The sequence below is a fragment of the Rufibacter tibetensis genome, assembly GCF_001310085.1.
In the GTDB taxonomy this organism is placed as follows: Bacteria; Bacteroidota; Bacteroidia; order Cytophagales; family Hymenobacteraceae; genus Nibribacter; species Nibribacter tibetensis.
The window spans coordinates 962,859-980,819 of sequence record NZ_CP012643.1 but is presented as its reverse complement, the minus strand read 5'-3'; the positions used below and the strand labels follow the sequence as shown (position 1 = coordinate 980,819).

Genomic DNA, 17,961 nt, shown 5'->3' with positions numbered 1-17,961 from the left:
TACAACCCATATACTGGTAAAATGTTCAAGGCTTATTGAACGGAATAGTGTAGATTTGAAGTTTGGAGACAGCATGGCAACGAACACATATAAACGGGATGTAGAGACTGGTCCGCGGCCTAAGAATGCGCCGAGGGCTCAGCAGAATGAACCGAAGAGGCAACAGAATGAGCCTAAGGAGAGAAGGGAGAACCGTGCGCCCAAAGAAGCCAAACCCAAGAGGTCGCTTCCCAAGGCTCCTCAACTATCTTTCAACTTCCTGAAAGACCGACGGCTGCAGCTGTTCATCGGGTTTTTCTTCCTGTTGTCTTCGTTGTACCTAACCATTGCGTTTGTCTCTTTCCTGTTCACCGGAACCGCTGACCAAAGCGTTGTGGAATCTGTCACCACCGAGGATGTGAAGGCAGCCGGGTTGGAGTCAGAGAACTGGCTGGGCCTGTTTGGCGCCTGGATTTCTGATTATTTCATTAACCGTTGGTTTGGCATTGCCTCCTTCTTTTTTGTGCCCATAGTGTTCTACGTGGGCTATAAAATTGTCTTCCGGCGTACCACCGTTACCCTTTCTTCGGTTTTAACCCTTTGCCTGTTCGGGCTGCTGTGGGGTTGTGTCACGGCCGGGTATCTGGTGCTGTTAAACAAAGCCACTGATACATATGGCTTTCTGAGTGGCGGTATTGGGTTTGAAACTGCTCTTTGGCTGCAGAGTCTGCTGGGGTGGGGAACTGGTCTGCTGATGGCTTTTGCCTTAGGCGGGTTCGTGATCTTCTTCTTCAACATTACTACCATTGGCAGGGGCAGAGTTGCTAAATCTGTGGAGCCTGCTGCCGCTGTGCCGGTGATGGAAAGACCAGAAACTGGTGTTTATGCTTCACCTTCTGCCGGCATGAATCACCTCACCAATCCTACCGGCTCATTTGAACCTCAAGTGGAAGAACCTGCTTTCCCGGCTCCTTTTTTAGTGCAGCAAGAGCCTGAAGAGGAAGATGAATTTCAGGACGAAGACGAGGAGTTTGAGGATGAAGAATTCTTTGAAGACGAAGAATTTGAAGATGAGGAGGATGAAGTTGAGGAGCCGCAGGAAGAATTATTCTCTGTCAATGAATTGCCGGTAACCCCAAGACCTTCTGTTCCCCTGGCGTCTGTTCCATTGGCCTTGGAAGTAGAGCAAGACGATGATGTGTTGCTGGAAGAACCGGAGGAAGAAGTGGAACTGGCCATTGCGAATCTGGCACCCGAGGAAGAGGAAGTTGAGAACCTGGAAGTAAGCGAGAACTACGACCCTACCTTAGACCTGCCCCGTTACCAATACCCTTCCATTGAACTCCTCACTGACTACGGTGTGGCGAAAGTTCAGGTAACCAAGGAAGAACTGGAAGCAAACAAAGACCGAATTGTAGAGACACTAGGTAACTATAATATCGGGATTGCCAGTATCAAAGCGACCATCGGCCCCACTGTAACGCTTTATGAGATAGTGCCAGAGGCTGGGGTGCGTATTTCCAAGATCAAGAGTCTGGAGGATGACATTGCCCTAAGTTTAGCGGCCTTGGGCATCCGGATTATCGCCCCAATCCCGGGCAAAGGAACTATTGGTATTGAGGTGCCGAACAAGAAAAAAGAGATGGTGCCTATCAAATCCATCCTGAGCACCGAGAAGTTCATGAAGAGCGAGATGGAGCTGCCGATCGCCTTCGGAAAAACCATCACCAACGAGGTCTTTATCACTGATTTGGCCAAAATGCCCCATTTATTGATGGCAGGTGCCACGGGTCAGGGTAAATCAGTTGGTTTGAACGCAATCCTGACTTCGTTGCTGTACAAGCGTCACCCGTCGCAGTTGAAGTTTGTGTTGGTAGACCCTAAGAAGGTGGAGTTGTCGCTGTTCAACAAGATTGAGCGTCATTTCCTGGCCAAGCTGCCCGATACTGACGAAGCCATCATCACTGATACAAAGAAAGTGGTGAATACGCTGAACTCACTCTGTATGGAGATGGACCAGCGCTATGATTTGCTCAAAGATGCCGGTTGCCGTAACCTGAAGGAATACAACCTCAAGTTTGTGGAGCGCCGCCTGAACCCCAAGAAGGGCCACAAATTCATGCCGTACATTGTACTGGTGATTGATGAGTTAGCTGACTTGATGATGACTGCCGGTAAGGAAGTGGAAACACCTATTGCCCGTTTGGCGCAGCTGGCCCGGGCTATTGGGATTCACCTGGTAGTTGCCACGCAGCGCCCAAGTGTGAACGTAATCACGGGTATTATCAAGGCGAACTTCCCGGCCCGTATTTCTTTTAAAGTGACCTCCAAGATTGACTCCCGTACCATTCTGGATACCGGCGGTGCCGACCAGTTGATTGGCCAAGGGGACATGCTGTTCTCGTTGGGTTCTGACTTGATTCGCGTGCAGTGCGCGTTTGTTGATACGCCAGAAGTAGACCGCATCTGCGATTTCATTGGCGGGCAGCAAGGGTACTCAGATGCCTACTTGTTACCAGAGTTCCTGGGTGACGAAAGCGGAAACGAGAAAGCCGAGTTTGACCCGAGCAACAAAGACGCTATGTTTGAAGAAGCCGCCCGCATTGTGGTGACTCATCAACAAGGTAGTACTTCACTCTTGCAGCGTCGTTTGAAACTAGGGTACAACCGCGCTGGTCGTTTAATTGACCAATTAGAGGCTGCCGGGGTAGTGGGTCCGTTTGAGGGCAGCAAGGCCCGCGAAGTTTTAATTCCAGATGAGTACAGTTTGGAACAGTTATTGAATAACATGCAACCGTAAGTAAACGATCGCAGTTAATTCATTTAAAATAGACACCCATGAAACGAATATTTTCTTTTCTGCTCGCGCTTTTGATGTTGGTACAGCTGACAAATGCGCAGAACGTGCAGAAAGACCCACAGGCTGAAAAGGTGCTTGATGCCATGAGCAAGAAATACCAGGCCATGAATGCCTTCAAAGTAGGATTTACCCAAACCATGGAAAGCCCCTCGGCAAAGGTGAAGGAATCCATCAACGGCGACATCACGGTATCTGGCAATAAATACCGTCTGGCCGTAGCCGGGCAGGAGATCATCAACAACGGAGCCATCATCTGGACCATCATGAAGAAAGAAGGAGAAGTAACCATCTCTGACAATGACCCAGATGAGCAGGAAATGACCCCTAACCAGATCTATAACCTATACAAAAAAGGCTATAGATACGTGTATGCCGGCGAAGAAAAAGAGGGTGGTGATGCCGTGCACGTGATTGACCTAACCCCTAACGACCGCGAAAATCAGGTTTTCAAAGTGCGTCTGCACATTAGTAAAAAAGACAATTCCTTGAAATCCTGGAAGATGTTCCGGAAGAACGGTAACCGCTACACCTACAAGATCAATAAATTCACTGCCAACCCTCCGGTAGACGCCGGTACTTTCGCCTTCGACAAGAATAAGTACAAAGGCTTGAAAGTAGTAGACCTGCGTTAATCTTAATCAGCTAGCAGTACAAGTCACATATTAAACGAGAAAGCCCCTGCTTTATAGCAGGGGCTTTCTCGTTTCTAGGTATTTCAGCTAAAAGTTTATTTTTGAAAGGGGCCATCTGTTGATGTAAACATCTCCTAGGGCTAATGCCATAAGGGGCATCATCTATGTAGAATTCATCATCCCTGTTGCTCTACATGATTCATTCAATATCGTTTTTGTAGCTGTCGCTCAACTGAAGTTGCAAACTTCAGGTCATGGTAGGTCCAAGTCACAGACTTGAACCATAAGAAGTGTGGGAAGATTGAATTTAAGATGAAAAAAACTCTTGTAACTTTTCCCTGTTCCAGTCCTCCCATCGAGCACCTCGCTTTTGGCCATAGATCGGCAGAAGCTAAGAGAGGTGTACTGCTCAGGTCGAAAGGGCAGTGCGAGAGGGGAAGACGGGGCCTCGCGGCCGTGAGCGCATATCGCCGGAGATGAAACAACCCAGCATAAGGGCCTCGCATCAACCGCCAACCTCGCCAGCAATAACCAATTGCATGCAAAAAGCATCACTGTGTTGTTTTTTAAACATTCTTCATTCTCTATTTTTCCTCTGTTTTTCCTGAAACAAACAGAAAACACATTAGCTTTGTGTAGACCTTTTTTGCCCCATGACCAGACAAGAATTATTTGAACAGATCCAGCGCAAACGCTCTTATTTGTGCATTGGGTTAGATACAGATATAAAAAAGATCCCGCCGCACCTGCTTAATTTCGAAGATCCCATCTTTGAATTCAACCGGCAGATCATTGAGGCAACGGCAGATTTGTGCGTGGCCTATAAACCCAACGTGGCCTTCTATGAGGCCCATGGTCCTAAGGGATGGATGAGCCTAGAACGAACTTTGAGCGCTATCCCGAAAGATGTTTTCACCATAGCCGATGCCAAACGAGGAGACATCGGCAACACGTCAGAACTATATGCCCGGGCTTTCTTTGAGCAAATGAACTTTGACTCGCTCACAGTGGCTCCCTACATGGGGATAGATTCGGTGACGCCTTTCCTGCAGTTCCCTAACAAGTGGGTAATTCTGCTGGCGCTCACCTCAAACCCGGGGCACGATGATTTCCAGCTTCTAAGCGTAGTGTCTGAAGGAAAGTCGTATTTCATGTTTGAAAAAGTGATTCAGAACAGTCATGCGTGGGGCACCACTGAAAACCTGATGTACGTGGTAGGCGCTACCCGCCATGATTACATAGAACGGGTGCGTGAACTGGCGCCAGATCATTTCCTTTTAGTACCCGGGGTAGGGGCACAGGGTGGAAGCCTGGAGGAAATCTCAAAATATGGCATGAACAAGCAGTGCGGGTTGTTAGTAAACTCTTCCCGCCAGATCATTTACGCTTCTCAAGGCGAGGACTTCGCGGAGAAAGCACGCGCTGCGGCCTTGACTGTTCAGCAGGAAATGGACAGATACTTGAATGACTATCTCCCACGGTAGTCGTTTTAGAAGAGTTTTAAAATAAATAGCCCATAAACGGGAACAGAGCTCACGGTCTGCTGCGTATGCGGAGAAAGCCATGAACCCTGTTCCCGTTTCTATGAAAGAGGATTTCCTGCACTATGTCTGGCGCTACCAATACTTCCGGAAGGATCAACTATTGACGACTTCCAAGGAAGAGGTAGTTGTTCTTCACCCAGGGTATTACAACAGACTAGACGCTGGTCCGGATTTTTACAGTGCCCGCATTAAAGTAGGAGAGGCGGAATGGGTGGGCAGTGTTGAAATACACCTAAAAGCATCAGACTGGCGCCGGCACCAACATCAACTTGATGCCAAGTACAACCAGGTAGTACTTCACGTGGTTTGGGAAGACGATGAACCTGTAGTTAGAGAGGAAGGAACACCTTTGCCTACTCTGGAACTGCAGGGAAGAGTGGCACTGCCCCTGCAAGCTAAATACCAGGAACTAGTTTGGAGCAAAGAAGAGATTCCCTGTTCGGGGCAGATCCTAGAAGTGGATAGCGTTTTCAAATCTGCCATGATGGATAGAACTTTACTGGAACGGCTTGAAGCAAAAGCAACCCTAGTTTTGGAAAGACTGGAGCAGAACCGAAATGACTGGGAAAGCACCGTTTACCAGACCTTGACGGCAGGCTTTGGCTTCAAAATCAACCAAGATGCTTTTTTGCGGCTTTCACAGGCACTTCCCTGGAGTATCATCAACAAATACCGCCACTCAACTAAGCAATTGGAAGCTTTAGTATTTGGGCAGGCTGGGATGCTGGCTCTTCAAGAAGACTTAGAACAAGATGAGTATGTCCAGTCTTTAGCAAAGGAACATCGGTACCTTTCCCAAAAGCACTCACTGCCAGATCCTCTGCCCCAAAGTGCTTGGAACTATCTTCGGCTCAGACCCGCTAATTTTCCGATGGTGAGGTTGGGACAGTGGTATGCGGTTTTGCAGGCGCACCCACACCTATGGTCGGGCATGATGGAATGTACGTCCGTAGAAGAGTATTTTAGCTTCTTTCGGCAGACGCCACCTAAGTATTGGCAGAAACGTGTTACCAGCGGGAAAACGTCAAAGCAGACCTTTCCAACTATTGGGGACGAAAGTATCCAAGGGCTTTTAATCAATGTGGTGGTTCCTTTGTTAATGGCTGACAGCCGACGGATGGACAACGCGGCTTTCCAAGAGAAGGCGGTGGAACTGCTGGAAAGTCTTACCAAGGAACAAAACAAAATTACCCGCTTGTACACTGGCCTGGGTTTCCCGCACCAATGCGCAGCAGACTCTCAGGCCTTGCTGGGGTTGTACCAAACCTACTGCGCTCCCCGAAAATGCGTACATTGCAGCATCGGGCACCGCCTGATAAAACAGAACCTTACCCTTGCATGAACCTGCTGACCTGGCTGCACTTTCCAATCTTTCTTCTGTTGATTTACCTGCTGTGGCGGTCCGTTCAAAAGGGGCAAGGCTTGGTTTTCTGGTCAGCGTTGTTTTTTAAGCTTAGCTGTGGTTTGCTTCTTGGATGGGTTTACCAGAATTACCTGAATCTGGGCGACACCTGGACTTTCCATGCGCAAACCCAGAACGTGGCAGAGTTAGCAAAGCAGGATGCAGGCAAATACCTTCAGTTCATGTTTTTCAATGAGATAGGTAATCTGCCTGTTTACTGGAAAGATTACTCCAATTCCTTCTTTTTTTTAAAGCCCTTAAGTTTACTCTACCTGCTAACCAATAACTCCTATTGGTGGAGCGGGCTTTACCTGTCTTTATTTAGTTTCTGGGGTGCCTGGTTTTTGGTTCAGCAGATCAGAAGGCACTTTCCGGCGTATGGTACCTCCGCATTCGTCGTGTTTCTTTTCTTTCCTTCTGTTGTGTTCTGGACAAGCGGAGTACTGAAGGAACCATTGTTTATGGGTGGGCTCTGCCTAACCGTAGGAATGTTGCTTCAGCTTTACAAAGCCTCTGGCCCTTCTGAAGCAACCAAAAAAGGTATCCTTCTCCTGCCGTGCCTCTATTTAATCTGGCGCATGAAGTTCTTTTTAGCGGCAATTCTTATCGTCTTGATGGTGCCTTTTCTTTTAACAAAATGGCTGGCGAGGCGATTCTCCCTATTTCGCTCTGGAGGATCTCAATATTTAGCAGGGGCAGGACTCATTGTGCTGGGGGCTTTTGTAGGGTCTTTTTCCCACCCGGCGTTCGACCTTGATTTCTTCGTAAATCACCTGCTTTACAACTACCAGGTGCTTACTTTAAGATCAGATCCCGCTAATCCATTGCTGCATTTTCCTGACCTGCAGCCAACCTTATTATCTGTGCTCCTGCATGCACCGTCAGCAGTAGTGCAAATGCTTTTCAGGCCCTTTATCTGGGAACCTTCGTCTTTAGTGTACAAATTGATGGCGGTAGAAAACCTGTTTCTCTTCCTGCTGGTTCTACTAACTCTCATTTATTTGTTCCGCACGCGGAAAGTGCCTGCTCTTCCTTCATTTTTGGGAGTGCTGCTGGTGTTCTTCTTTATCTCAGCGGTATTGGTGACACTGCCAACGCCAAATCTGGGCTCTTTACACCGGTACCGGGCGCCCTTGCTGCCTTTCTTTTTTCTAGTGGTAATTGCGTGGGGACCCATTCCAACCTGGCTCCAAATGCTATCAAAGCAGCAGAACTAACCTATTCCGTTTTCTTTGCCTATTTTTGCAATCCCTTTTGTTTTTAGCGTTGTTTTCTGAAAACAGACCCTAAACAAAGGCGGTACTCTTTTTCCGTATAGCAAAGGAGTCTATAGCCTCTTATTTACGAGAGGCGCAGTATCTATAAATTGAAAAGAAGCTTATGCAAAATCCGGTAATTATATTAGGTGCCCAGGATCTGGGAGTTTTGGCGTTAGATGCTTTCCAGAGCAATGACGTAGTAGTGTATTGTTTCTTAGATGACCAGGTAGCCCTGCAACAGAAAGAGGTGAACGAAATCACCGTGATGGGCAACACTGAAGACGAAAACATTCTGAAATTACTAGGCAAGAAATGCGACGTGTTCGTGGCTGCGGAAGATACAGCCGCGCGCAAAAGCCTTACCTCCATGCTGAAAGATGACTACAAGGTAGTGCCGGTAAACGCCATTCATAAATTCAGCTATGTGTCTGAGCATGCTTGGTTGGGGCACGGTAACTTCATCCAGGCAGGTGCCATTGTGAATTCTAACGCTAAACTAGGCGATAACTGCATTATTGGGGCACGTGCGGTGGTAGATGCCAATGCCGTTTTAGATAGTCATGTACAGCTAGGAGCCGGAGCCATGGTGAATGCCGGTGTGACTATTGCCGAGGGAGCCTTTATTGGAACCGGGGCGGTGATTGTGTCTGGCGTGAAGATCGGCAAAAATGCCCGTGTGGGTGCTGGTGCCGTGGTAGTGGCCGACGTGGCCGCTAAGCAAACTGTATTCGGAAATCCTGCTAAGCCGGTTTAAAAAGACTTTTGACAATAGATGTTAGATGTATGTCTGACAAACGTCATTTTCTGTTTTAGAGCCGATTTCCTTAAATTTGCCCTGAAAGGGTGAAGGAACTAAAAAGAGAAAGTCTAGCGTCTAACATCTAATATCCAGCATCCATTTACACACTTAGTCTGAAACTAAGCCGTATGAAAAAGTACAGTATCTTACTTTATTACCATTACACCAAAATTGAAGACCCGGAGTTGTTCCGTGAGGAGCACCACTTGTTGTGTCTTAAATTGAATTTATTAGGCCGCATCATCGTCGCTCCGGAAGGGCTGAACGGAACAGTGTCTGGCCTGGTGGAAGACTGCGAAGCCTACATGGCCGCTGTGAAAGCAGATCCCCGCTTTGAAGGCATCGACTTCAAGGTGGACTACGCCAAAGAACACGCTTTCACCAAATTGCACGTGCGCCACAAGCCTGAGATTGTGCATGCAGGCCTGCGCAACATTGACCCTACTGAACGGACCGGCGTGCACCTTTCGCCGCAGGAGTTCAAGGAGATGAAGGACCAGGAAGATGTGGTAGTGCTGGACGTGCGCTCAGACTATGAGCACAGCATGGGCAAGTTCAAGAACGCTGTTACACTGGACATTGAGAATTTCAGAGAGTTTCCAGAGAAAATTGATGAGCTGAAGGAAAAGTATGAAGGCAAGAAAATCCTGACTTACTGCACCGGCGGCATTAAGTGCGAGAAAGCGAGCGCTTTTCTGTTGGAGAAAGGCTTTGAGAATGTGTACCAACTGCACGGTGGTATTATCAAATACGGCATGGAAGCCGGGGGCGAAGACTTCGAGGGCAAATGTTACGTGTTTGACAACCGTGTAGCCGTAGAGGTGAACAAAGTAAACCCGGTGGTGATTTCCAAGTGCCACGTGTGTGAAACGCCTTCGGCTAGAATGGTGAACTGCGCCAATCCTCACTGTAACCTGCACGTGCCCATCTGCGAGAGCTGCGGCACTAAAATGGACGGCGCCTGCTCTACTACTTGCCAGGAGCACCCAGATAAACGTCCGTATGACGGTACCGGATATTATCAGAAAAACACCAACGGCTATAACCCGTACAAAGGTCTGAACCGCCGCAAGACGGAGCAGCCCAAGGCCGTATAAACAAAGAGCATTTATATATGAAAGCGCCGCTTGTTGCTGCAAGGCAAGGAGTTGGCGCTTTTTTTATACATTTACTTTCATTGGTCGCTGGCCATTTTTGTACAACCCAACGATCTTTTGTCCCACCTAAAAACTATGAAACTATGGCGCGTATTCCTGAGTCTGAATTAATCCTGAACGCCGATGGCAGCATTTACCACCTGAACCTGCTGCCCGAGCAGATTTCTGATACCATCATCACCGTGGGTGACCAGGACCGCGTAAACCGCGTGAGCCGCCATTTTGATTCTATAGAGGTGCAGGTAGCCAAGCGCGAGTTTGTAACCCACACGGGCTATTACAAAGGCAAACGCATCTCAGTGGTTTCAACGGGCATTGGCACAGACAACATTGATATTGTCATGAACGAGTTGGATGCACTGGTGAACATTGACTTTGTGAGCCGCGAGGCGTTAGAACCGGAGGACCGCATCTCCCTGAAGATTGTCCGCATAGGAACTTCCGGAGCCCTGCAGCAGGATGTTCCGTTGGGTAGTCACCTGGCCACCGAATACGCACTTGGATTGGATACGCTCATGCAGTTCTACCCACTTATGGAAACCGGCTACGAGACGGAGATTGCGGTGAACGTGCAGCTGGCTTTAGGCATCGGTTTTTTGCCATACTGCGCCAAGGGCTCTGACATCCTTCGGGAGCAGATTGGCTTTGACATGATCCATGGCAATACGTTTACTTGCCCTGGCTTTTATGCACCACAGGGAAGGTTGCTGCGTTTACAGCCTAAAATTGAAGATGTGATTCAAAAGCTGAGCAACTTTAGGTTTGAGAATGTGCAGTTTACCAATTTTGAGATGGAGACGGCTGGTATCTACAGCCTTGGCCGTCTGTTAGGCCATGAAGTGCTTTCGCTTAACGCCATTGTAGCGAACCGCATCACCCATGAGTTTACCCCTGATGCAGACCAAGTGATTGATGATTTGATCTTGAAGGTTTTAGACCGGATTTAGTAAAATAGCTCATAAAAAAGAAAAGACCTTTGGTGGAAAACCAAAGGCCTTTTCTGTATGGGTAAAGAAATAGTGATCGCTTTGCGAAAAAGTGATAAACCTGCCTTCTGGGGTCAGGTAGTTTTCCTTTAAAAAAATTCTACTCCCAGAATGGCGCGGGTAGGCATGGTAACCCCAGCTTTGATGGTGGTGTATTCCTTGTCGGCTTGCCAGATGGTGGTTTGCACCCGTAGGATTTCGCCGGAGGCCACCTGGAAGGTGAGTTCTACTTTTCCCTGGTAACCATTGCCTAAGCGGCTGGCACGTTCTAAATCAACCTGGCGCCTTACTTTGGAGTCTTTGTCCTGGAGCACATCTTCGCTGCCGAACTGTAGTTGCGGGATACTTTCCTTCTCAATAAGCTGATGGTGGAGCACGGTGTTATTTTCCATGGTACGCGTATTTAGTGTTAGTCTGTAGACCAATGAACTAAGAATTTCCTATATCTACAAACGGTATTTAACGCAATAAGTCTACCTAAAATTAGTTGTCTGTCCAGAAAATAGCATTTTAAGGCTGTTTTTGTGAAATCACCTTAAAAGAAAATTACAGAGTCTTCAGAAACGCCATGGTGTCCACGCCATCGGCGTAATCACTTACCGCTGGGCATTGCGCTTGCCCAAAGGCGTAGCTGTTGGGCCAGATGGCTTCTTGTGACACCACACACTGAAGCTTTTCCTGCACCGCTTCCAGTTTCTGCTCCAGTTCCTGGTCATCAGCGTACGTTTCATAAAACAGCACTGAAATAGGGGAGACCAGTTGCTGGCTTTCTGTTACCATCAGGAAACCGTTGTCCAGGTGCGGCACCCCGTTTACCAGGTAAATAGACTTGTTGTAGTCGTAGTTGTTCTGGTATTTGTGGTGGTTTACTACTTCCTTTTTGTATTCCAAGGCCTCAAAGAGAGGGGTGAAATCATACTCGGCGGGCACGTAGGCTTTAGAGACGTTGCGGCACCCCAAACCGTAGTAGCGGAGAATGTCATCGCCTAAGGCAGTCAGCTCTTCCTTTGATTCTTTGCCGGTCAACACCGCCACGCTGGTGCGGTTCTTCCTGATGATGTGCGGGCGTTTTGCGAAATAGTACTCAAAATAGCGGGCAGTGTTGTCTGAACCAGTGGCAATGATGGCGTCTGATTCTTTCAACATCATCACCAACTGAATCTGCTCCTGGAAACCGGGTTCAATCTCACACAGTTTGTTTAATAGGTGAGGCAGCAGGAACGGATCGTCTGAACTGGGTTTGGCTTGCAGAATGTGTCCGGAGATCAGAATACACAGCGCATCATGGAACCCCACAGCCGGAATGTTACCGGCCATTACCACGCCTACTTTTTTAGGTGCTTCGTTTGTCTGCGGAAGGTTATAGCTGTTTACCCACGTGGTGAGTTGGTGTTGCTCCAGCATGCCGGCAATCCCGATGAGGGCGGCCGTAACATTGGGTTGGTCAAAGAAGTTATTGTGCTGTCCGGCCCGGCGGACCATATAGTTGCGGTCTTCTTCCGGAAGATCCCGGAGGTAATCGCCTAATTTTATGAATGCGGAAAGTCTTTGGTCTAAAGTTAACATGAAGGGGTAACAGTGGAAGCGTGAGAAACGTTTGATACAATGCGCGCTACGTATTACTTTTGCGCGCAGGATGGCGTACCTATAGTGGTGCAAAATTACTAAAAAGAAACAGGAGATACGATTATGGCGATAATGATCACGGATGAGTGTATCAACTGCGGCGCATGTGAGCCGGAGTGCCCCAACACGGCCATCTACGAAGGTGGTGTTCAGTGGACGTGGGGAGATGGTACATCTCTGACCAAGGTAGAAATTGACGGTGGAATAACGGTTGACGGCAAAGCTCCGCAACCCCCCATCTCTGACGAATTCTATTACATAGTATCTGACAAGTGCACCGAGTGCTGCGGTTTCCATGAGGAGCCCCAGTGTGCGGCCGTCTGCCCTGTAGACTGCTGCGTAGATGACCCGGATTACCGCGAGACCGAGGAAGCCTTGTTAGCTAAAAAAGAATGGCTGCACGCCGCAAGCTAATCTTAACCTAGAAGCTATTCAGGAACCCGCCTCGTGCGGGTTTTTTGTTGTGTGGCGTTATTGGGCTGTTTTACTGAAACTACAAAAAGAAACGCTTTAAAGCATTTCTTTGCTGGCGTGAGCTTCCAGCTCGTGTCCGCACACATTGCTTTTTTTGCTTATTTGAAAAGGAAGATCGGGAATACGTGCTGACACGAGCCAGAGGCTCGCGCCAGCGGAACATACAAACTCCGAATATCTCCGCAGCAAGCATCTATTCTCCTACATATACCCATCAACTACGTAATCATTTGCTATTTTTGCAGCTACCCGTGGCTTGTGCCGGTGCTGCCAGCATAGCACATCAGCACATTTAACACATTAGCACATTACTCAAGATGTCGATTCCGAAGACCTATAATCCCAAAGAAGTAGAAGACAAGTGGTACGCCACCTGGCTGGAGCGTGGCTTTTTCAAGTCCAAACCGAATCCTAGAAAGCAGCCGTACACCGTGGTGATTCCGCCGCCCAACGTAACGGGCGTGCTGCACATGGGCCACATGCTTAACAACACCATCCAGGATGTGTTGGTGCGCCGGGCCCGTATGCAAGGCAAAGAAGCGTGCTGGGTACCGGGTACCGACCACGCTTCCATCGCCACGGAAGCCCGCGTAGTAGCCATGCTGAAGGAAAAAGGAATCAACAAAAGCGACCTTACCCGCGAGGAGTTCCTGCAGCACGCCTTTGAGTGGAAAGAGAAATACGGCGGCATTATTCTGGAGCAGCTAAAAAAACTGGGTGCCTCCTGTGACTGGGACCGTACCCGTTTCACCATGGAGCCAGCTTTGACAGATGCCGTGATCCAGGTGTTTGTGGATTTGTACCGTAAAGGACAGATCTACCGCGGCGTACGCATGGTAAACTGGGATCCACAGGGCATGACCGCGCTTTCTGACGAAGAAGTAAACTTCAAGCAGGTAAACGGCAAGCTTTATTATCTGCGCTACGCCATAGAAGGATCTGACGAAGTGCTCACCGTAGCTACCAAACGCCCTGAAACTATCATGGGAGACGTGGCCATTTGCGTGCACCCGGAAGACGAGCGCTACAAGCATCTAGCCGGAACGAAAGCCATCATTCCGCTGGTAAACCGCGCCATCCCGATCATCTTTGATGCGTACGTAGACCGCGAGTTTGGAACCGGAGTATTGAAAGTGACCCCAGCCCACGACATAAATGACTATGAATTGGGCCAAAAGCACAACCTGCCTAGCATTGATGTACTCAACGACAACGGAACCATTCATGAGCGCGCTGGTCTCTATGTAGGTGAAGACCGCTTTGTGGTGCGTAAGAAAATCACAAAAGACTTAGACGCTCAGGGCCTGCTGGAGAAAGTAGAAGATTCCGTGTCAAACGTAGGTTTCTCTGAGCGTACCGATGCTGTGATTGAGCCGAAGCTCTCAATGCAATGGTGGTGCAAAATGGACGAGATGGCTAAGCCCGCCTTGGAAAATGTAATGAACGACACCATCAAGCTGCACCCTGCAAAGTTCAAGAACATGTACCGTTCCTGGATGGAAAACGTGCACGACTGGTGTATCTCGCGCCAGCTATGGTGGGGACAGCAGATTCCGGCCTACTACCTGCCCGACGGCACGTTTGTGGTGGCCCGCACCGCTGAGGAAGCCTTGGAGGAAGCCCGCATTAAAACCGGTAACCCAGAACTGCAATTGACTGATCTGCGTCAGGACGAAGACGTGCTGGATACCTGGTTCTCTTCGTGGCTTTGGCCGATCTCGGTGTTCGATGGTTTTAAAGACCCGGATAACGAGGACATCCTGTACTACTACCCTACCAATGACTTGGTGACTGCTCCTGAAATTTTGTTCTTCTGGGTAGCGCGTATGATTATGGCGGGGTATGAGTTCCGGAAAGAATTGCCGTTCCAGAATGTGTACCTCACCGGTATTGTGCGTGATGCGCAGGGCCGCAAGATGTCTAAGTCGCTGGGAAACTCACCAGACCCTTTGAACCTGATTGAGCAGTACGGCGCCGATGGCGTGCGCGCAGGCATGCTCTTCAGCTCACCCGCCGGTAACGACTTGCTGTTTGACGAAAAACTCTGCGAGCAGGGCCGTAACTTCAGTAACAAGATATGGAACGCATTCCGCCTGATCAACGGCTGGGAAGTAGACGAAACCCTGGAAAACCCGAACGAGAAAGCCATTAAGTGGTTTGACTCTAAGTTCAACGAAGCACTTAACGTGCTGGAAGATCACTTTGACAAGTTCAGGATTTCTGATGCCTTGCTCACAGTCTACAAATTGGTGTGGGATGATTTCTGCTCTAATTACCTGGAGATGATCAAACCCGCCTTCGGCTCACCTATTGATGCAGGTACCCTAAAGGCCACCAATGAGTTCCTGGAGAAATTGATGAAAGTGCTGCACCCGTTCATGCCGTTCATCACCGAGGAAATCTGGAACTCCATGAAAGAACGTGCACCGAAGGATTGTCTGGTGGTAGCTGCCTGGCCAGAGAAAGGTCGTGTAGATGCGGATCTGCTGAAGCAAACGGATTACGTGCTTACCGTAGTAGGCCAGATACGGAACCAACGGAACAGCAAAAACATCTCTCCGTCCAAAAAGCTGGCGTTGTACGTGCGGTTAGTGGAAGGCAAAAATGCTATTGCTGGGTATGAGACTTTAGTAAGCAAACTGGCGAACCTCAGCGAAATACAAGAAACCGAACAACAGTTAGACAACTCTTTGTCCTTCGTGGTAGACAGCTCTGAGTTCTTCATCCCGATGGAAGGTAATATTGATGCCGCGGCTGAGCGTGAGCGCATCCTGAAGGAACTTGACTACACCAAAGGGTTCTTAACCTCGGTTGACAAGAAGCTGAGCAACGAACGCTTTGTAAGTGGTGCCCCTGAAGCGGTCATCAACGCCGAACGCAAAAAACGTTCAGACGCCGAAGCTAAGATTGCCGCCTTAGAGCAAAGCTTATCTGCTTTACCAGCTGAGTAAGGAAGTTGAATTATAGAAATGAAAGCGGCTGCTCCTAATGGGGCAGCCGCTTTCATTTTTAAGAGATGATTACGTATGAGGCTTCTTTTTAGAAATCAAGCTTAAAATACTACAGCTTGGACGTATCTAGTTTGGTCCAGGTGATGGTGCCGTTGTTCACAGCATAGCGAAGCAGTAGATAGCCGCCGTTATGTCCGTCTTCAAAGTAGGCAAGGGCATGACGATCGTTCAGAATACGGACATCTTGGATGGCCATAGTGCCGCCTACTGAGCCGGGGGTAGTAAGCAGGCTTTTCTGCTTCCGCATGAGGTCGTTCATGAGATCAGCCTCAGGGTTTTTCAGCCCTTTCTTTTTCAATCGCTGTACGTCTTCCTCGGTTAAAGTGCCTATTTCTTCTTCAAAGGTAGTAGACTCTGGAGGCGCTACTTTCTCCACTCTATCTGGGGTTTCTGGTGTGGGTTGATGTTGAGGCTGGGAAGGCTGAAGCGTGTCCATGGGAGCAGGTTGGGTGTACCGCAGCACTTGTTGTTCCAGGCTGTTGATTTTCTCATTAGCCATGGCTAACTGGCTTTCGGCCTGACTTTGTTTCCAATAGAAGAAAATGGCCAGAAACAATAGGAAGGCGATCACAAGTAGAAGAAGAGCGTTTTTCATAAAATTGGCAAGGTGTCAGAATAGGTATTGAGGTGATAAGATAATGCTTTTACTATATTATACAGGGGCAGGTTGTGCCTTCCTGCTTTATAGCTGTTTTTGAGAAACAAGGCCTAAAGCGGCCAACAAAAAAGCCTCTCCAGCAGGGGAGAGGCTTTCCGTATTTAGAAGAATATTTTCAAACCTTCAGCTTAGATACTTGTGTTCGGATCAAAAGCTTCCAAGTAATCGGCTACGCGGCGTACGAACATGCCACCCAGTGAACCGTCTACCACGCGGTGGTCATAGGAGTGCGACAGGAACATAAACTGACGAATACCAATTAAGTCACCCTCTGGTGTTTCAATCACGGCTGGCTTCTTCTTGATCGCGCCCACGGCCATGATGGCGACTTGTGGCTGCATAATGATAGGCGTACCCATCACGTTCCCGAAAGAACCTACGTTGGAAATGGTGTAGGTGGGGTCTGCTAAGTCAGCAGGCGTCAGTTTGTTGATGCGGGCACGGTTAGCCAGATCATTCAGGCGCTTAGAGATGCCGTTCAGGTTCATCTGGTCAGCGTTGTGAATCACCGGAACAATCAGGTTACCAGATGGCAAAGCCACGGCCACGCCAATGTTGATGTCGCGCTTCTTAATGATTCTATCGCCGTCTACGCTTACGTTGATCATCGGGAAATCCTTGATGGCTTTCACAATGGCCTCTATGAAAATAGGCGTAAAGGTCAGGTTCTCACCTTCGCGCTTTTTGTAGGCGTCTTTGGTTTTGTTCCGCCAGTTCACAATGTTGGTCACATCGGCTTCCACAAATGAGGTTACGTGCGGAGAGATGCGCTTGCTGTCTACCATACGCTGGGAGATCATCTTGCGCATGCGGTCCATCTCTATGATCTCCACGTTACCGCTGTACGACTGCGCCGGAGCGGTAGAAACCTGGGCGGCCGGAGCAACAGGAGCAGCCTGTGGTTGTGCTGCTGCCTGCGGAGCAGGAGCCTGTGGGGCAACTGGAGCAGCGGCAGCAGGTTGCGGAGCGGTGGCCGGAGCGCCTCCTGCCTGGCGTGAGGCTACATAGTCCAGAATGTCTTTCTTTGACACGCGGCCTTCTTTGCCGGTACCCGGAATGTATTCCAGCTCCTGCATGGAAATGCCTTCCTCACGGGCAATGTTCATCACCAATGGTGAATAGAACCGGCCAGAGGCGGGCTGCTCTAAACGCTGCGTAGTCTGTGCTGATGTTGCAGTGGCTTCGGCAGGTTGAGCGGTTGCCTGCTCAGTTGGTTGGGCGGCAGGAGCTGCTTCTGTGGCTGGTGTTGAAGCGGTTGGTTGCTCATCACCACCCGTGCTGATCACCGCAATAGGAGCGCCGACGGCCACTACTTGGCCTTCCTGTACCAATATCTCTTTGAGAACGCCGCCTTGGATGGCAGGCACTTCGGTGTCTACTTTGTCGGTGGCTACTTCCAGCACAGATTCATCTTGCTCAATGGTGTCTCCCACTTGCTTTAACCATTTAAGCACGGTGCCTTCCATGATACTTTCGCCCATCTTGGGCATCACCATTTCTACAAGAGCCATATGTATGAGTACGTCAATTTTTGGTTAACAAGGATCTGATTACCGCAGCCAGGCGAGGGTACA

General features: G+C 49.0%; 14 protein-coding genes. 10 read left to right on the top strand and 4 right to left on the bottom strand.

Annotation, left to right across the window (positions count from 1 at the left end; genetic code table 11):
• Positions 1 to 73: 73 nt before the first annotated feature.
• The 8 genes from DC20_RS03750 (at position 74) to DC20_RS03715 (ending at position 10,579) form a co-directional block, all read left to right on the top strand.
• Positions 74 to 2,779 (top strand): FtsK/SpoIIIE family DNA translocase, encoded by a 2,706-nt coding sequence (locus DC20_RS03750; RefSeq protein ID WP_062545774.1) that lies wholly within the window; start codon positions 74 to 76, stop codon positions 2,777 to 2,779.
• A 38-nt stretch (positions 2,780 to 2,817) separates the two neighbouring features.
• Entirely contained in the window at positions 2,818 to 3,471 is a 654-nt protein-coding gene (locus tag DC20_RS03745) for a LolA family protein (RefSeq protein ID WP_062542612.1), read from the top strand.
• 653 nt (positions 3,472 to 4,124) lie between these two features.
• Entirely contained in the window at positions 4,125 to 4,955 is an 831-nt protein-coding gene (gene pyrF, locus DC20_RS03740) for an orotidine-5'-phosphate decarboxylase (protein ID WP_062542611.1), read from the top strand.
• Positions 4,956 to 5,055: 100 nt separating this feature from the next.
• Positions 5,056 to 6,357, top strand: a complete 1,302-nt coding sequence (locus DC20_RS03735) for a DUF2851 family protein (protein ID WP_071885548.1) — start codon at positions 5,056 to 5,058, stop codon at positions 6,355 to 6,357.
• The gene (locus DC20_RS03730) at positions 6,354 to 7,634 is read left to right on the top strand and encodes a hypothetical protein (RefSeq protein ID WP_062542609.1); all 1,281 of its coding nucleotides are present in this window, start codon (positions 6,354 to 6,356) and stop codon (positions 7,632 to 7,634) included. Before DC20_RS03735 ends, DC20_RS03730 begins: the two co-directional genes overlap by 4 nt.
• Before the next feature lie 163 nt (positions 7,635 to 7,797).
• Complete coding sequence (locus DC20_RS03725) at positions 7,798 to 8,430, top strand: NeuD/PglB/VioB family sugar acetyltransferase (protein ID WP_062542608.1); 633 nt, start codon at positions 7,798 to 7,800, stop codon at positions 8,428 to 8,430.
• A gap of 173 nt (positions 8,431 to 8,603) precedes the next feature.
• Positions 8,604 to 9,572, top strand: a complete 969-nt coding sequence (gene trhO, locus DC20_RS03720) for an oxygen-dependent tRNA uridine(34) hydroxylase TrhO (RefSeq protein WP_062542607.1) — start codon at positions 8,604 to 8,606, stop codon at positions 9,570 to 9,572.
• Positions 9,573 to 9,715: 143 nt separating this feature from the next.
• A complete protein-coding gene (locus tag DC20_RS03715) occupies positions 9,716 to 10,579 on the top strand; it encodes a nucleoside phosphorylase (RefSeq protein WP_062542606.1) in 864 nt (287 codons plus the stop codon).
• Between the two features lie 128 nt (positions 10,580 to 10,707).
• Here DC20_RS03715 and DC20_RS03710 read toward each other — a convergent pair whose 3' ends face one another.
• Positions 10,708 to 11,010 (bottom strand): hypothetical protein, encoded by a 303-nt coding sequence (locus DC20_RS03710; RefSeq protein ID WP_062542605.1) that lies wholly within the window; start codon positions 11,008 to 11,010, stop codon positions 10,708 to 10,710.
• A 154-nt stretch (positions 11,011 to 11,164) separates the two neighbouring features.
• A complete protein-coding gene (locus DC20_RS03705) occupies positions 11,165 to 12,184 on the bottom strand; it encodes an acyl-CoA reductase (protein WP_062542604.1) in 1,020 nt (339 codons plus the stop codon).
• Between the two features lie 123 nt (positions 12,185 to 12,307).
• Between DC20_RS03705 and DC20_RS03700 the strand changes: the two genes are divergently transcribed.
• Positions 12,308 to 12,658, top strand: a complete 351-nt coding sequence (locus DC20_RS03700) for a 4Fe-4S binding protein (RefSeq protein ID WP_062542603.1) — start codon at positions 12,308 to 12,310, stop codon at positions 12,656 to 12,658.
• A gap of 377 nt (positions 12,659 to 13,035) precedes the next feature.
• Positions 13,036 to 15,669, top strand: a complete 2,634-nt coding sequence (locus DC20_RS03695; RefSeq protein WP_062542602.1) for a valine--tRNA ligase — start codon at positions 13,036 to 13,038, stop codon at positions 15,667 to 15,669.
• A gap of 109 nt (positions 15,670 to 15,778) precedes the next feature.
• Here the strand turns inward: DC20_RS03695 and DC20_RS03690 are convergent, their stop codons facing one another.
• Together DC20_RS03690 and DC20_RS03685 are read right to left on the bottom strand one after the other, a co-directional pair.
• The gene (locus DC20_RS03690; protein WP_071885372.1) at positions 15,779 to 16,324 is read right to left on the bottom strand and encodes a hypothetical protein; all 546 of its coding nucleotides are present in this window, start codon (positions 16,322 to 16,324) and stop codon (positions 15,779 to 15,781) included.
• A 191-nt stretch (positions 16,325 to 16,515) separates the two neighbouring features.
• Entirely contained in the window at positions 16,516 to 17,898 is a 1,383-nt protein-coding gene (locus DC20_RS03685) for a dihydrolipoamide acetyltransferase family protein (RefSeq protein ID WP_062542600.1), read from the bottom strand.
• Positions 17,899 to 17,961 lie beyond the last annotated feature (63 nt).

Coding starts and splice junctions, on each gene's coding strand:
- DC20_RS03750 (WP_062545774.1), top strand. CDS start 74: ATGGCAACGAACACATATAAACGGGATGTAGAGACTGGTCCGCGGCCT.
- DC20_RS03745 (WP_062542612.1), top strand. CDS start 2,818: ATGAAACGAATATTTTCTTTTCTGCTCGCGCTTTTGATGTTGGTACAG.
- pyrF (WP_062542611.1), top strand. CDS start 4,125: ATGACCAGACAAGAATTATTTGAACAGATCCAGCGCAAACGCTCTTAT.
- DC20_RS03735 (WP_071885548.1), top strand. CDS start 5,056: ATGAAAGAGGATTTCCTGCACTATGTCTGGCGCTACCAATACTTCCGG.
- DC20_RS03730 (WP_062542609.1), top strand. CDS start 6,354: ATGAACCTGCTGACCTGGCTGCACTTTCCAATCTTTCTTCTGTTGATT.
- DC20_RS03725 (WP_062542608.1), top strand. CDS start 7,798: ATGCAAAATCCGGTAATTATATTAGGTGCCCAGGATCTGGGAGTTTTG.
- trhO (WP_062542607.1), top strand. CDS start 8,604: ATGAAAAAGTACAGTATCTTACTTTATTACCATTACACCAAAATTGAA.
- DC20_RS03715 (WP_062542606.1), top strand. CDS start 9,716: ATGGCGCGTATTCCTGAGTCTGAATTAATCCTGAACGCCGATGGCAGC.
- DC20_RS03710 (WP_062542605.1), bottom strand. CDS start 11,010: ATGGAAAATAACACCGTGCTCCACCATCAGCTTATTGAGAAGGAAAGT.
- DC20_RS03705 (WP_062542604.1), bottom strand. CDS start 12,184: ATGTTAACTTTAGACCAAAGACTTTCCGCATTCATAAAATTAGGCGAT.
- DC20_RS03700 (WP_062542603.1), top strand. CDS start 12,308: ATGGCGATAATGATCACGGATGAGTGTATCAACTGCGGCGCATGTGAG.
- DC20_RS03695 (WP_062542602.1), top strand. CDS start 13,036: ATGTCGATTCCGAAGACCTATAATCCCAAAGAAGTAGAAGACAAGTGG.
- DC20_RS03690 (WP_071885372.1), bottom strand. CDS start 16,324: ATGAAAAACGCTCTTCTTCTACTTGTGATCGCCTTCCTATTGTTTCTG.
- DC20_RS03685 (WP_062542600.1), bottom strand. CDS start 17,898: ATGGCTCTTGTAGAAATGGTGATGCCCAAGATGGGCGAAAGTATCATG.